The sequence below is a fragment of the Actinoplanes sp. NPDC048791 genome (genome assembly GCF_040650095.1).
Classification (GTDB): domain Bacteria; phylum Actinomycetota; class Actinomycetes; order Mycobacteriales; family Micromonosporaceae; genus Actinoplanes.
In genome coordinates this window covers 1-12,450 of sequence record NZ_JBEZGQ010000150.1, presented here as the reverse complement: position 1 = coordinate 12,450, position 12,450 = coordinate 1, and the positions used below count along the sequence as shown (strand labels likewise).

Sequence of the window (12,450 nt, the reverse complement as noted above, 5' to 3'; positions counted from 1 at the left end):
GGTGGTGGTGGCCTGGCGGGAGGCCTCGGCGGCCCGGCCCGCCGTGCCGGCCGCGGTGGCGGTTTTGCGCGAGGCCTGGCGCCGCCACGAGACGGCGCGCTAGGCGTTCATGGTGCGGATCCGGTCGGCCTCGGCGAGCTGCATGTCGATGCCGCGGCGCAGGAAGCCGGTGATCAGGGCGAGCTCTTCCGGGGAGTACGCGGCCAGCACCCGGCGCCCGGCCCGCTCGACCGGACCGTAGACCCGACTGATCAGCTCCTCGGCCTCCGGGGTCAAGGCGACCACCGCTCGCCGCCGGTCGCTTTCGTCCACGGTGCGGGTGAGATATCCGGCCGCGCCGAGCCGGTGGATCGCCGTGGTGGTGGCCGCCGGGCTCAGTTCGGCCGCGCCGGCCAGCGCCGTCGCGGACATGGCACCGGCGGTGTGGACCAGCCCCAGGATGCGCAGGTCAGTCCGATTTATTCCGAACGTTGCAGCCGCTGCCTCGTCGACCACGTCGGCCGCGGCACCGAAGTCCGCCGCGGCTTGGGCCGCCTCATCGCGCAGGTCCGCGTTCAGTTGCTTCGACACTCGAAGGAGTCTACCGTCGACCGGAAAGCTTCGATGATCGAAGGGATAGGCATGACTCAGTCCACCGGCAGGCTGCCGTCCTGGCTCCCGTTCGCCAACCGGGTCGTCCGGCTGATGTCCCGGCTCGGCCTGCCCCTGGGCACGGTCCGGGTGCTGATCGTGCCGGGGCGGCGCAGCGGCGAGCCGCGTCCCACCCCGGTCTCGCCGCTGACTGTGCACGGCCGGCGCTATGTGGTCTCGGCGCTGCCGCAGAGCGACTGGGCCCGCAACATCCGAGCCGCCGGCCGCGGTGAGCTGGCGGCGGGACGCCGCCGCACGCCGGTGACATTGACCGAGGTCACCGACCTGGCGGAGGCGCGGGCGGTGCTGCGGGCGTTCCCCCGCGAAGTGCCGGGTGGGGTCACCTTCTACGTGCGGCTGGGGCTGGTCGACAAGGCCGACCCCGGCCAGTTCGAGGCGATCGCCGACCGGGTCGCAGTCTTCCGGATCGACTGACCCCGGATCAGACGTACGCCTCGACCTCGACCTCCACCAGGTGCTGGGGATCGAGCAGCCCCGCGACCACGACCAGCGTCGCCACCGGCCGTACCGCGGCGAACAGCGACCCGTGCGCCCCCGCCACCGCATCCGAGTACGCCGCGTCGGTCACATACATCCGGGTGCGGATCACACTATCGATCCCCGCACCCGCCCCGGCCAGCGCGTCCAGCGCGATCCCGAACGCCGTCAGCGCCTGCGCCCGCGGATCGCCGATCCCCGTCACGACCCCGTCCACCGTCGCCGTGCAGCCGGCGGTGACCAGCAGGTTGCCCGCTCGCACGACGCGGGAGTAGCCGTAGCGCTCCTCCCACGGACCGCCCGAGCCGAAACGGGTGATCATGCCGAGGCCAGCGCCTCGATCGCCTCGCGGACCGTGAACGCGCCCGCGTAGAGCGCCTTGCCCGCGATCACGCCCTCGACCCCGATCGGCTCCAGCGTGGCCAGGGCACGCAGGTCGTCCAGGGTGGACACGCCGCCGCTGGCGATCACCGGCTTGTCGGTCCGGGCGCACACCTCGCGCAGCAGGTCCAGGTTCGGGCCGCGCATCGTGCCGTCCTTGGTGATGTCCGTGACCACGTACCGGGCCGCGCCGGCCTTGTCGAGGCGTTCCAGGATCTCGAAGAGGTCGCCGCCCTCGCGGGTCCAGCCCCGGGCCGCCAGGGTACGGCAGCGCACGTCGAGCCCGATCGCCACCCGGTCGCCGTACTCGGCGCAGATCCGGTCGCACCACTCCGGGTCCTCCAGTGCGGCCGTGCCGATGTTGACCCGGGCCGCGCCGGTGGCCAGGGCCGCGCGCAGCGACGCGTCGTCACGGATGCCGCCGGAGAGCTCCACCTTCACGTCGAGCCGGCTGATCACGTCGGCCAGCTGCGCGGCGTTCGAGCCCCGGCCGAACGCGGCGTCGAGGTCGACCAGGTGCACCCACTCCGCGCCGTCGTTCTGCCAGGCCAGCGCCGCCTCGAGCGGGTCGCCGTAGCTCGTCTCCGAGCCCGCGGCGCCCTGGACGAGGCGGACCGCCTGACCGTCGGCGACGTCGACAGCGGGCAGCAGGGTGAGGGTCACAGCGGAACTCCGATCAAGGACAGCGGGAACGGTCAGAAACGGCGGCCCAGCACCACGACCACGAGGGCCGGCAGCACCAGGACGATCATGGCGATGAGCACCAGGCGCAGCGCGAGCTCCGGCACCAGGAACCACACCGCCAGCGCCGCGATCAACGGGATGATCGCGATGCCGGTGCGCTGGGCCCGGCTGCGCCGGTACAGGGTGCCGGAGCTGGGGCGGCGCTTGAGCTTGAGGGAACGCACCAGGGCGCGGCGGCGTTGCCGCCGGGTGGACCGGCGGGCCCGGACGGCCTTCTGCTTCTCCAGGACGGCGAGCCGTTCGGCCCGCCGCCGGGCGCGCTCCTTGCTCACCGTACGGCGGCAGAGGGCAGACCCGACACCCAGTTGCTGAGCAGCGCGTACCCGGCGTCGGAGGACTTCTCCGGGTGGAACTGCGCCGCCGACAGCGGGCCGTGCTCCACGACAGCGGCGAACGGCTGATCATGCGCGGCCGTCGTCACCCGGGCCCCGACGGCCTGCAGTGCACCGAGGTCCGACGCCGCGTACGAGTGGACGAAGTAGAACCGTGTCGTCGCCGACAGCCCGTCGAGCAGCACCGAACCGTCCGGCACGGACACCGTGTTCCACCCCATGTGCGGGATGCGCCGGGCGGCCAGCCGGGTCACCGCGCCCGGCAGCAGGCCCAGGCCCCGGGTCTCGACGCCGTGCTCGACGCCGGACTCGAACAGGATCTGCATGCCGACGCAGATGCCCAGCACCGGCCGGCCGGCGGTGACCCGCTCGGCGATGACCGGGCCGGCGCCGAGCTTCTCGATGCCGGCCATGCACGCCGCGTAAGCGCCCACCCCGGGCACGACCAGGCCGTCCGCGGCGGCCGCGGCGGCCAGGTCGTCGGTCACCGTCACGTCGGCACCGGTACGCGCGACAGCCCGCTCGGCGGACCGCAGATTTCCGGAGCCGTAGTCCAGGATCACCACATTGCTCATCAGCTGTCTCCCGGGATCAGCCAGAGGACGCCACCGGCCAGCGCCAGCAACGCCAGCGCGGCGACCAGGCCGATGCTGAACTTGGTGGCGCCCTGCCGGGACAGCGAGATCACCCCGCCGACGAGCATGCCGCCCAGCCCGAGCAGCAGGATCGGGACGATGCTGCTCACAGCACGCCCTTCGTCGACGGCAGCGCGCCGGCGTTGCGCGGGTCGATCTCCACTGCCTCGCGCAGCGCCCGCGAGAACGCCTTGAACTGCGTCTCCACCACGTGGTGGGCGTCCGCCTTGCCGCCGTCCCGGGCCGCGCGGAGCACGCTGACGTGCAGCGTCACCTTGGCGGCGTGGCCGAACGACTCGAAGATGTGCCGGGTCATGCTGGTCGGATAGACCGGCCCGATGTACGGCGCCAGCTCCGGCTCCTCGTGCACCACGTACGGCCGGCCGGACAGGTCGACGGCCGCGCGGACCAGCACCTCGTCCATCGGGATGGTCGCCGAGCCGTACCGCCGGATGCCGGCCTTGTCGCCGAGCGCCCGCGCGAAGGCGTCGCCCAGCGCGATGGCCGTGTCCTCCATCGTGTGGTGGGCGTCGATCTCGAGGTCGCCCTCGGTGCGCACGGTCAGGTCGAAGCCGCCGTGCTTGGCCAGCTGGTTGAGCATGTGGTCGTAGAACCCCACGCCGGTGGCCAGGTCGCCCTTGCCGGTGCCGTCGAGGTCGATCTCGACGAGCACCTTGGTCTCATTGGTGACGCGCTCGATGCGCGCAGTCCGAGTCACTGAAGGGCTCCCAGGAAGGCGTCGGTTTCGGATGCTGTGCCGGCGGTGACCCGCAGCCAGCCGGCCAGGCCGACGTCGCGGACCAGCACACCGCGGTCCAGCAGGCGCTGCCAGGCCTCGTGCTGATCGCCGCCGACCTCGAAGAGCACGAAGTTCGCGTCGCTGTCGGCGACCCGGATGCCCCGCGCCCGCAGGGTGGCGACGATCCGGTCGCGCTGCTCCTTGATCGCGTCGACGGTGACGAGCAGGGCGGCGCGGTGCGCAAGAGCGGCCCGCGCGGCCGCCTGGGTCAGCGACGACAGGTGGTACGGCAGGCGGACGAGCTGGACGGCGTCGACCACGGCCGGGTCGGCGGCCAGATAACCGAGGCGTCCACCGGCGAAGCCGAACGCCTTGCTCATCGTGCGGGTGACGACCAGGCGCGGGTGGCCGGGCAGCGATGCGAGCGCGCTGGGCGTGCCGGGCCGGGCGAACTCCGCGTACGCCTCGTCGACGACGACCATGCCCGGCGCCGCAGCCAGCACCGCCTCGACCACCGACGGGTCCAGGGCCGTGCCGGTCGGGTTGTTGGGCGAGCAGAGGAACACCAGGTCCGGCGCGTGCCGGTCGATCTGCTCGACCGCCGACTCCGGGCTGAGCCCGAAGTCGGGGTCGCGCAGCGCGCCGATCCAGCGGGTGCCGGTGCCGGCGGCCAGCAGCGGGTGCATCGAGTACGACGGGCCGAAGCCCAGCGCGGTGCGGCCCGGACCGGCGAACGCCTGCAGCAGCTGCTGCTGAACCTCGTTGGAGCCGTTGGCCGCCCACACGTGCGCCGTGGTCAGCCCGTGCCCGAGGTAGTCGGCGAGATCGGCCCGTAACGCGACCGCGTCCCGGTCCGGGTAGCGGTTGAGGTCACGCAGCTCAGCCTGCACGGCCTTGCCGATCGCCTCCACCACGGCGTCGGGCACCGGGTACGAATTCTCGTTGGTGTTCAGCCGCACGGCGACGTCGAGCTGCGGCGCCCCGTACGGCGACCTGCCCCGCAGGTCGTCCCGGATCGGCAGGTCGTCGATCGTGGTCACGAGGGGAACCTCGCGGTCACGGCCTGCCCGTGGGCCGGCAGGTCCTCGGCGTTGGCCAGGGCCACCACGTGCGGGGCGACGTCACGCAGCGCCGCCTCGTCGTATTCGATCACGTGGATGCCGCGCAGGAACGACTGCACGGACAGGCCGGAGGAGTGCCGCGCGCAGCCGGCGGTCGGCAGCACGTGGTTGGAACCGGCGGCGTAGTCACCGAGCGAGACCGGCGAGTACGCGCCGACAAAGATGGCCCCGGCGTTGCGCACCCGCATCGCCAACGTACGGGCGTCGCGGGTCTGGATCTCCAGGTGCTCGGCCGCGTACGCGTCGACCACCCGCAGGCCCTGCTCCAGGTCATCGACCAGCACGATGCCGGACTGGCGGCCGCCGAGCGCCTCGCGCACCCGGGCCTCGTGCTTGGTCGCCGGCACCTGCACGGCCAGCTGCGCCTCGACCGCCTCGGCCAGCTCCGGCGAGTCGGTGACCAGCACGCTGGCGGCGACCGGGTCGTGCTCGGCCTGGCTGATCAGGTCGGCCGCGACGTGCGCGGGCGAGGCCGTGTCGTCGGCGAGGATCGCGATCTCGGTCGGGCCGGCCTCGGCGTCGATGCCGACCGTGCCCTGCAGCAGGCGCTTGGCCGCGGTGACCCAGATGTTGCCCGGGCCGGTGATCACGTCGACCGGCTCGCAGCGGTCGGTCTCGTCGACGCCGTCCGAGCCGTAGCCGAGCATCGCGATGGCCTGGGCGCCGCCGACGGCGTACACCTCTTCGACGCCGAGAAGTGCGCACGCGGCGAGCACCCGGGAGTCGGGCAGGCCGCCGTTCTCCGCCTGCGGCGGGCTGGCCACGACCAGCGACTCGACGCCGGCGACCTGGGCGGGCACCACGTTCATCACCACGGTGGACGGATAGACGGCCAGGCCGCCCGGGACGTAGAGGCCCACGCGGGACACCGGGACGTGCCGCTCGGTGACGGTGCCGCCGGGCACCACCTGGGTGGTCATGTCGGTGCGCCGCTGGTCGCCGTGCACCTTGCGGGCGCGCTCGATGGCCACCAGCAGGGCGGCCCGGACGTCCGGGTCGAGCTCCTCGGCGGCGGCGGTGATCGCGGCCACCGGCACCCGCAGCCGCTCGAGCACGACGCCGTCGAATCTCTCCGTGGCCTCCCGGATCGCCGAGAACCCATGCTCGCGAACCGCCGTCACGACGGGACGGATCTTCTCGACGGCAGCGGACACGTCGAGCTGGGCACGGGGCAGCAGACCGCGGGGGTCCCGACGGGAGCCGCGCAGGTCGATCCGATTCAGCACGGGTCAAGTCTAGGCGGCCCCGCGGCCGGCCCCCGGGCGGCATTCCAGGCACTGGGAAGGAGGCCTTTGTGGCTTTTGCGCCGAGCCGAAATGAAGATCACCGGGACGGGGCGCGCGCGGACAGCTACCGGGCCGATACGCTCGCACCGTGGGCGCGATTATCCCGGTCTTCCCGCTGGGCACGGTGCTCTTTCCCGGCCTGGTCCTGCCCCTGCACATCTTCGAGGAGCGGTACAGAACGCTCGTGCGCGATCTCGTCGCGACGACGGACGACGAACCGCACGAGTTCGGTGTGGTCACCCTCCGGTACGGCTGGGAGGTCGCCACCCCCGAGGGTGACGCCGAGCGCCCGGCCGACGAGGCGGCGATCACCCCTGAGCAGCTCTACGGCGTCGGCTGCACGGCGGAGCTGCGCCAGGTCACCGAGCTGCCCGACGGCCGTTTCGACATCGTCACCGTCGGCCGCCGGCGCTTCCGGGTGCTCGCGATCGCGGCGGACACCCACCCGTACCTGACCGCCGAGGTGGAGTGGCTGCCCGACGAGGAGAGCGGCGACCCGGTGTCGGCGCTGCTCGCCCCGCGGGTGCTGACCGCCTTCCGCACCTACCTGGACCTGCTGCGGCCCGACTCCGAGGTGCTCGACCAGGTCCCCGAGGACCCCACCGTGCTCTCCCACCTGGTGGCGGCGACCGCGCAGCTCACCACCGAGGAGCGCCAGGAGCTGCTGGGCGCGGTCGACACCGCCACCCGGCTGCGCACCGAGCTGCGGCTGCTCAACCGCGAGGCGGGTCTGCTGGCCAAGGTGCGGGCGGTGCCGGTGCCGCTGTCGGATCTGGCCCGGCCGGTGAGCCCGAACTGAAGCCGTCCGAGCTGAAGCCGTCCGCACCGAACCCGCCCGAACCGGGCCCGCCCGCGCTGGGCCCGCCCGGCAGATCGTGGCCGTAGCCGGGCTTGGCTCCCGGCAGTTCCAGGTCCGGGTCGTTGGACCAGCCGGCCAGCAGCGTGGTCACGATCACCGCGGCGAAGGCGGCCACCAGCAGCGCGCCGTGCGCGTGCAGATCCGGCGGCCGGCCGTAGGTCTGCCCGGCGGTGGAGCTGTCCTGCCAGTCGTTCCAGGCGGCCAGCCCGACCAGCCGGCCGGCCTGCCACATCACCAGCGTGCTGGCCAGGCCGCCCAGGGCCACCCCGAGCAGCAGGCCGGGGCCCCGGTCGCGGCGCAGGACCAGCCAGATCAGCACGGCGGCGAGCAGCCCGAAGGCGAAGCCGATCAGGGTGAACCAGGCGTCCGCCGCGATGTACTCCTCCGGCGACGGGTCGTTGACCACGATGCCGTTCTGCCCGGCGTTGATCACCGGGATGGTCGGCGCGAGCCAGGACCAGAGCAGGCCGAGCGGGGCACCGGCGACGGCCATCGCGGCCGTGATCGAGACCGCGACAAGCACGGTACGGCGTAACGGCCGCCGCTTCGGCCGCGCCGGCACCCAGCCCATGGCGTCGACGGGCTCGCCGTACGGGTAGGCCGGCGTGTCGTACGGCTGGCCCTGGTCATAAGACTGGCCCTGCTCGTACGGCTGGCCCTGCTCGTAGTGCGGGGCCTGCTCGTAGCGCTGGGGGCCCGGCTCCTGGCTGGGGTTCACTCCCCGATCCTGCCAGGTCCGCCTGTGTGCCCGGTGCCGAGCACCGCGGCGGTGGGCATCAGAGGACCGCCGACGGACCGAGGATCATCTTCAGGTCGGCCCGCAGCGCCGGCGTCGGGGCCACCCGCACCGCGCCCAGCCGGAAGATCGTGGTGCGGCTGCCGTTCTGCAGGTGGACGTGCACCTCGGCGTCGCCCGGGTGGCTGACCAGGATCTCCTTGAGCTCGTCGACCAGCGGCGGGGTGCACCGGGTGATCGGCATGGTCAGGGTGATCGGCTTGCTGTCCGGGTTGTGGGTCACGTCGGGCATCGACATGTCCATCGCCATGATCCGCGGGGTGTCGTCGCGGCGGTCCACCCGGCCCTTGACGATGACGATGGCGTCCTCGGCGATGTACTGGCCGATCACCTCGTACGTGTTCGGGAAGAACAGCGCCTCGACGCCGCCGGCCAGGTCCTCCAGCGTGGCCGAGGCCCAGGCCCGGCCCTGCTTGGTGATCCGGCGCTGCACCCCGGTGAGGATGCCGGCGAGGGTGACGACCTGCCCGTCCGGCACCGAGCCTTCCTCGTTGAGGGCGGCGATGGTCGTGTCGGCCGAGTTGTGCAGCAGCTGCTCGAGACCGGCCAGGGGGTGGTCGGAGACGTAGAGGCCGAGCATCTCGCGCTCGAAGGCCAGCTTGTCGCGCTTGTCCCACTCGCTGTCGCCGATCGTGGGCATCGCCACGGTGGCCGCGCTGCCCGCGCCGGAGTCCTCGCCGAACGAGGCGAACAGGTCGAACTGGCCGGCCGCCTCGTTCTTCTTGACGTCCGCGTACGCGTCGATCGCCTCGGCGTGCACGGCGAGCAGCCCCTTGCGGGTGTGCCCCATCGAGTCGAAGGCACCGGCCTTGATCAGCGATTCCACCGTCTTCTTGTTGCAGGCGACGGCGTCCACCTTGGACAGGAACTCGTAGAAGTCGCCGTAGTCGCCCTTGTCCTTGCGGCAGCGCACGATCGCGTCCACGACGTTGTGCCCGACGTTGCGGACCGCGGCCAGGCCGAAGCGGATGTTCTTGCCGACCGGGGTGAACGGGCCGGCGGACTGGTTGACGTCCGGCGGCAGCACCTGGATGCCCATGCGCCGGCAGTCGGCCAGGTACATCGCCATCTTGTCCTTGTCGTCACCGACGCTGGTGAGCAGGCCGGCCATGTACTCGGCCGGGTAGTTGGCCTTGAGGTAGCCGGTCCAGTAGGACACCAGGCCGTACCCGGCGGTGTGGGCCTTGTTGAAGGCGTAGTCGGCGAACGGGACCAGGACGTCCCAGAGGGCCTTGATCGCGGCGTCGGAGTAGTTGCGCTGCTTCATGCCGTCGCGGAAGGAGACGTACTCCTTGTCGAGGACCTCGCGCTTCTTCTTACCCATGGCCCGGCGCAGCAGGTCGGCCTGGCCCAGTGAATAGCCGGCCAGCTTCTGCGCGGCGCGCTGCACCTGCTCCTGGTAGACGATCAGGCCGTACGTCGGGCCGAGGATCTCCTCGAGCGGCTCCTCCAGCTCGGGGTGGATCGGGGTGATCTCCTGGAGCTTGTTCTTGCGCAGCGCGTAGTTGGTGTGCGAGTCGGCACCCATCGGTCCGGGCCGGTAGAGCGCCAGCACCGCGGAGATGTCCTCGAAGTTGTCCGGCTTCATCAGCCGCAGCAGCGAGCGCATCGGCCCGCCGTCGAGCTGGAACACGCCGAGCGTGTCGCCGCGGGCCAGCAGGTCGTACGTGGGCTTGTCGTCCAGCGGCAGGGCCAGCAGGTCGATCTTCTTGCCGTGGTTGAGCTCGATGTTCTTGACCGCGTCGTCGATGATCGTCAGGTTGCGCAGGCCCAGGAAGTCCATCTTGAGCAGGCCCAGCGTCTCGCAGGTCGGGTAGTCGAACTGCGTGATGATCGCGCCGTCGGCCGGGCGCCGCATCAGCGGGATGTGGTCGATGATCGGCTCGGCGCTCATGATGACGCCGGCCGCGTGCACACCGGTCTGCCGGATCAGGCCCTCGATGCCCCGGGCGGTGTCGATGACCTTCTTGACGTCCGGATCGGTGTCGTACAGCGCGCGGATCTCGCCGGCCTCGCTGTAGCGCTTGTGGTCCTTGTCGAAGATGCCGGAGAGCGGGATGTCCTTGCCCATCACGGCGGGCGGCATGGCCTTGGTGATCCGGTCGCCCACCGCGTACGGGTAACCCAGCACCCGGGCCGAGTCCTTGATCGCGGCCTTGGCCTTGATCGTGCCGAAGGTCGCGATCTGGGCGACCTTGTCCTCGCCCCAGCGCTCGGTCACGTACCGGATGACCTCACCGCGCCGGCGCTCGTCGAAGTCGATGTCGACATCGGGCATGGACACGCGCTCCGGGTTGAGGAAGCGCTCGAAGATCAGCCCGTGCGGCAGCGGGTCCAGGTCGGTGATGCCCATCGCGTACGCGATCAGCGAGCCGGCGGCCGAGCCACGGCCCGGCCCGACCGCGATGCCGTTGCGCTTGGACCACTGGATGAAGTCGGCGACCACGAGGAAGTACGACGGGAAGCCCATCTGGATGATGATCCCGAGCTCGTACTCCGCCTGCTTGAGGTGCGTCTCCGGGATGCCGTCGGGGAAGCGGCGCTTGAGCCCCTCGAACGCCTCGTGGCGGAACCAGGACTCCTCGGTGTGCCCGTCCGGGACCGGGAAGCGGGGCATCAGGTTCTTGAAGGAGAACATGCCGTCGGTGTCCACCCGCTCGGCCACCAGCAGGGTGTTGCGGCAGCCCTCCAGCCAGGCGTCGGACGAGTCGACCGCGCGCATCTGGTCGGCCGACTTGACGAAGTAGCCGGCGCCGTCGAAGCGGAACCGGTTGGGGTCGGCGACGTTGCTGCCGGTCTGCACGCACAGCAGCACGTCGTGCGCCTCGGCCTGGGCCTCGTGCGTGTAGTGCGAGTCGTTGGTGACCAGCGGCGGGATGTTGAGCTTGCGGCCGATCTCCAGCAGGCCGTCGCGGACCCGCTTCTCGATCGACAGGCCGTGGTCCATGATCTCGAGGAAGTAGTTCTCCCGGCCCAGAGCCTCCTGGTACCTCGCCGCGGACTTCAGCGCCTCGTCGAACTGACCCAGCCGCAGCCGGGTCTGCACGGCGCCGGACGGGCAGCCGGTGGTGCCCATGATGCCCTCGGCGTGCTCCGCGATGATGTCGAAGTCCATCCGCGGGTACTTGCCGAGCTGGCCCTCGATGGAGGCCCGCGAGTTGAGCCGGAAGAGGTTCTTCAGCCCGACGGCGTTGCGGGCCCACATGGTCATGTGGGTGTAGGCGCCGTTGCCGGCGACGTCGTCGCCCTTCTGCTCCGGGCGGCCCCACTTGATCCGGCTCTTGGTCAGCCGCGACTCGGGGGCGACGTACGCCTCGACACCGATCACCGGGGTGACCCCGGCTGCCGTGGCCTGCTTGTAGAAGTCGTACGCCCCGTGCATGTTGCCGTGGTCGGTGATCGCCGCGGCCGGCATGCCGAGGCGGTTGGCCTCGGCGAGCAGATCCTTGACCCGGGCGGCGCCGTCGAGCATCGAATACTCGGTGTGCACGTGGAGATGCACGAACGAGTCAGACACCCAGGGCCCCCTTTGCCGCGGCGTTTCCGGACTCGCCAGAGCCTAGTCCGGTGCGGCCCCGCGGTGCACCGCTGACACCGGGTCTCTTGAGAGAATCGATCTATTCGGCGAATGGCTCGATCATCACAGCCGCGGCGCGCAGCCACGCCTGGCGGGTCTCCGGCTGGAGCACGCTGTACTCGATCGATGACCCGACCTCGAGCGCAGGGTCGTACGGGACCACCGCGACGGCCCGCGTCCGGGTGGCGAAATGCTTGGCCAGATCGTCGAGCAGCGGCAGCTTGCCGGGCGACGGACAGGAGATCAACGTCACCGCGTTGGCGACCAGATCCTCCATGCCGGTCTCGTTGAGCACGTCCAGCATCCAGTCGGCGGTGAACGCGGCGTCCTCGCGCGGCACCGTGGTGATGACCAGCTGGTCGGCGCTGCGCATCACGGTCTGCCAGTTGACGCTCTCGACGTTGTTGCCGGTGTCGACGCAGATGACGTCGTGGGTGCGGCGCAGCAGATCCATCACCCGGCGCACGGTGCTCTGGTCGAGCCGCTGGGCGAAACGGGGGTTCTCCTCGCCGGCCAGCACGTCGTACGAGCCGTCGGAGGCGTGCCGCAGGAAGTCGTCCAGGTGCGACATCATCTGCTCGCCGTGCATGTTCTCGATCTCGAGCAGCTCACTGACCAGGTGCCGGATCGTGCGGGCGTGCCGGGCACTGCCGGCCCGCAGGCCCAGCGTGCCGCGCAGCTCGTTGTCGTCCCAGGCCAGCACGCCCCGGCCGCGCACACTGCCGATGGTGGCCGCGGCGAGCACGGTGGCGGTCGTCTTGTGCACGCCGCCCTTGGGGTTGGCGAAAGCCAGCACCCGCGGCTTGCCGAGCTTGCGGCGCAGCACCGAGACCGCTCGGTCCTCCTGCTCGG

14 protein-coding genes are annotated in these 12,450 nt (G+C 71.5%); 2 read left to right on the top strand and 12 right to left on the bottom strand.

From position 1 onward, the window contains the following. Window positions 1-99: 99 nt before the first annotated feature. Window positions 100-570, bottom strand: a complete 471-nt coding sequence (locus AB0C29_RS14245) for a MarR family transcriptional regulator (protein WP_360820045.1) — start codon at window positions 568-570, stop codon at window positions 100-102. A gap of 51 nt (window positions 571-621) precedes the next feature. Between AB0C29_RS14245 and AB0C29_RS14240 the strand changes: the two genes are divergently transcribed. Beyond that, the gene (locus tag AB0C29_RS14240) at window positions 622-1,065 is read left to right on the top strand and encodes a nitroreductase family deazaflavin-dependent oxidoreductase (RefSeq protein ID WP_360820042.1); all 444 of its coding nucleotides are present in this window, start codon (window positions 622-624) and stop codon (window positions 1,063-1,065) included. A gap of 7 nt (window positions 1,066-1,072) precedes the next feature. On the opposite strand, the gene AB0C29_RS14235 is transcribed toward AB0C29_RS14240, so the two are convergent. Genes AB0C29_RS14235 through hisD form a run of 8 tightly spaced genes read right to left on the bottom strand, consistent with a single transcriptional unit; the run spans window position 1,073 to window position 6,306 of the window. Beyond that, window positions 1,073-1,450, bottom strand: coding sequence for a Rid family hydrolase (locus AB0C29_RS14235; protein WP_360820039.1), 378 nt, complete (start codon window positions 1,448-1,450; stop codon window positions 1,073-1,075). Next, complete coding sequence (gene priA, locus AB0C29_RS14230; protein ID WP_360820036.1) at window positions 1,447-2,172, bottom strand: bifunctional 1-(5-phosphoribosyl)-5-((5-phosphoribosylamino)methylideneamino)imidazole-4-carboxamide isomerase/phosphoribosylanthranilate isomerase PriA; 726 nt, start codon at window positions 2,170-2,172, stop codon at window positions 1,447-1,449. The genes AB0C29_RS14235 and priA overlap by 4 nt, the downstream gene beginning before the upstream one ends. A gap of 32 nt (window positions 2,173-2,204) precedes the next feature. Next, window positions 2,205-2,525 carry a hypothetical protein gene (locus AB0C29_RS14225; protein WP_360820033.1) on the bottom strand — a complete coding sequence of 107 codons (321 nt, stop codon included), beginning with the start codon at window positions 2,523-2,525 and terminating at the stop codon, window positions 2,205-2,207. Continuing rightward, window positions 2,522-3,160: an imidazole glycerol phosphate synthase subunit HisH gene (gene hisH, locus AB0C29_RS14220; RefSeq protein WP_360820030.1), complete on the bottom strand. Its 639-nt coding sequence runs from the start codon at window positions 3,158-3,160 to the stop codon at window positions 2,522-2,524. The genes AB0C29_RS14225 and hisH overlap by 4 nt, the downstream gene beginning before the upstream one ends. Next, window positions 3,160-3,330, bottom strand: a complete 171-nt coding sequence (locus AB0C29_RS14215; RefSeq protein WP_360820027.1) for a hypothetical protein — start codon at window positions 3,328-3,330, stop codon at window positions 3,160-3,162. The genes hisH and AB0C29_RS14215 overlap by 1 nt, the downstream gene beginning before the upstream one ends. Then, on the bottom strand, window positions 3,327-3,938 hold the full coding sequence (gene hisB, locus AB0C29_RS14210) for an imidazoleglycerol-phosphate dehydratase HisB (protein WP_212993955.1): 612 nt from the start codon (window positions 3,936-3,938) through the stop codon (window positions 3,327-3,329). The genes AB0C29_RS14215 and hisB overlap by 4 nt, the downstream gene beginning before the upstream one ends. Next, the gene (locus tag AB0C29_RS14205) at window positions 3,935-4,999 is read right to left on the bottom strand and encodes a histidinol-phosphate transaminase (protein ID WP_360820023.1); all 1,065 of its coding nucleotides are present in this window, start codon (window positions 4,997-4,999) and stop codon (window positions 3,935-3,937) included. The genes hisB and AB0C29_RS14205 overlap by 4 nt, the downstream gene beginning before the upstream one ends. Beyond that, the gene (hisD, locus tag AB0C29_RS14200; RefSeq protein WP_360820020.1) at window positions 4,996-6,306 is read right to left on the bottom strand and encodes a histidinol dehydrogenase; all 1,311 of its coding nucleotides are present in this window, start codon (window positions 6,304-6,306) and stop codon (window positions 4,996-4,998) included. The genes AB0C29_RS14205 and hisD overlap by 4 nt, the downstream gene beginning before the upstream one ends. A gap of 148 nt (window positions 6,307-6,454) precedes the next feature. Here hisD and AB0C29_RS14195 point away from each other — a divergent pair, with 148 nt between their 5' ends. Then, window positions 6,455-7,165: an LON peptidase substrate-binding domain-containing protein gene (locus tag AB0C29_RS14195; RefSeq protein WP_360820017.1), complete on the top strand. Its 711-nt coding sequence runs from the start codon at window positions 6,455-6,457 to the stop codon at window positions 7,163-7,165. Here the strand turns inward: AB0C29_RS14195 and AB0C29_RS14190 are convergent. The 3 genes from AB0C29_RS14190 to AB0C29_RS14180 form a co-directional block, all read right to left on the bottom strand. Next, window positions 7,080-7,943: a hypothetical protein gene (locus tag AB0C29_RS14190; protein ID WP_360820014.1), complete on the bottom strand. Its 864-nt coding sequence runs from the start codon at window positions 7,941-7,943 to the stop codon at window positions 7,080-7,082. The two genes, AB0C29_RS14195 and AB0C29_RS14190, sit on opposite strands and share 86 nt — an antisense overlap. Before the next feature lie 58 nt (window positions 7,944-8,001). Then, complete coding sequence (gene dnaE, locus AB0C29_RS14185; RefSeq protein ID WP_360820012.1) at window positions 8,002-11,538, bottom strand: DNA polymerase III subunit alpha; 3,537 nt, start codon at window positions 11,536-11,538, stop codon at window positions 8,002-8,004. Window positions 11,539-11,638: 100 nt separating this feature from the next. Further along, a partial coding sequence (locus tag AB0C29_RS14180) for an AAA family ATPase (RefSeq protein ID WP_360820009.1) occupies window positions 11,639-12,450 on the bottom strand: 812 nt, incomplete at its 5' end.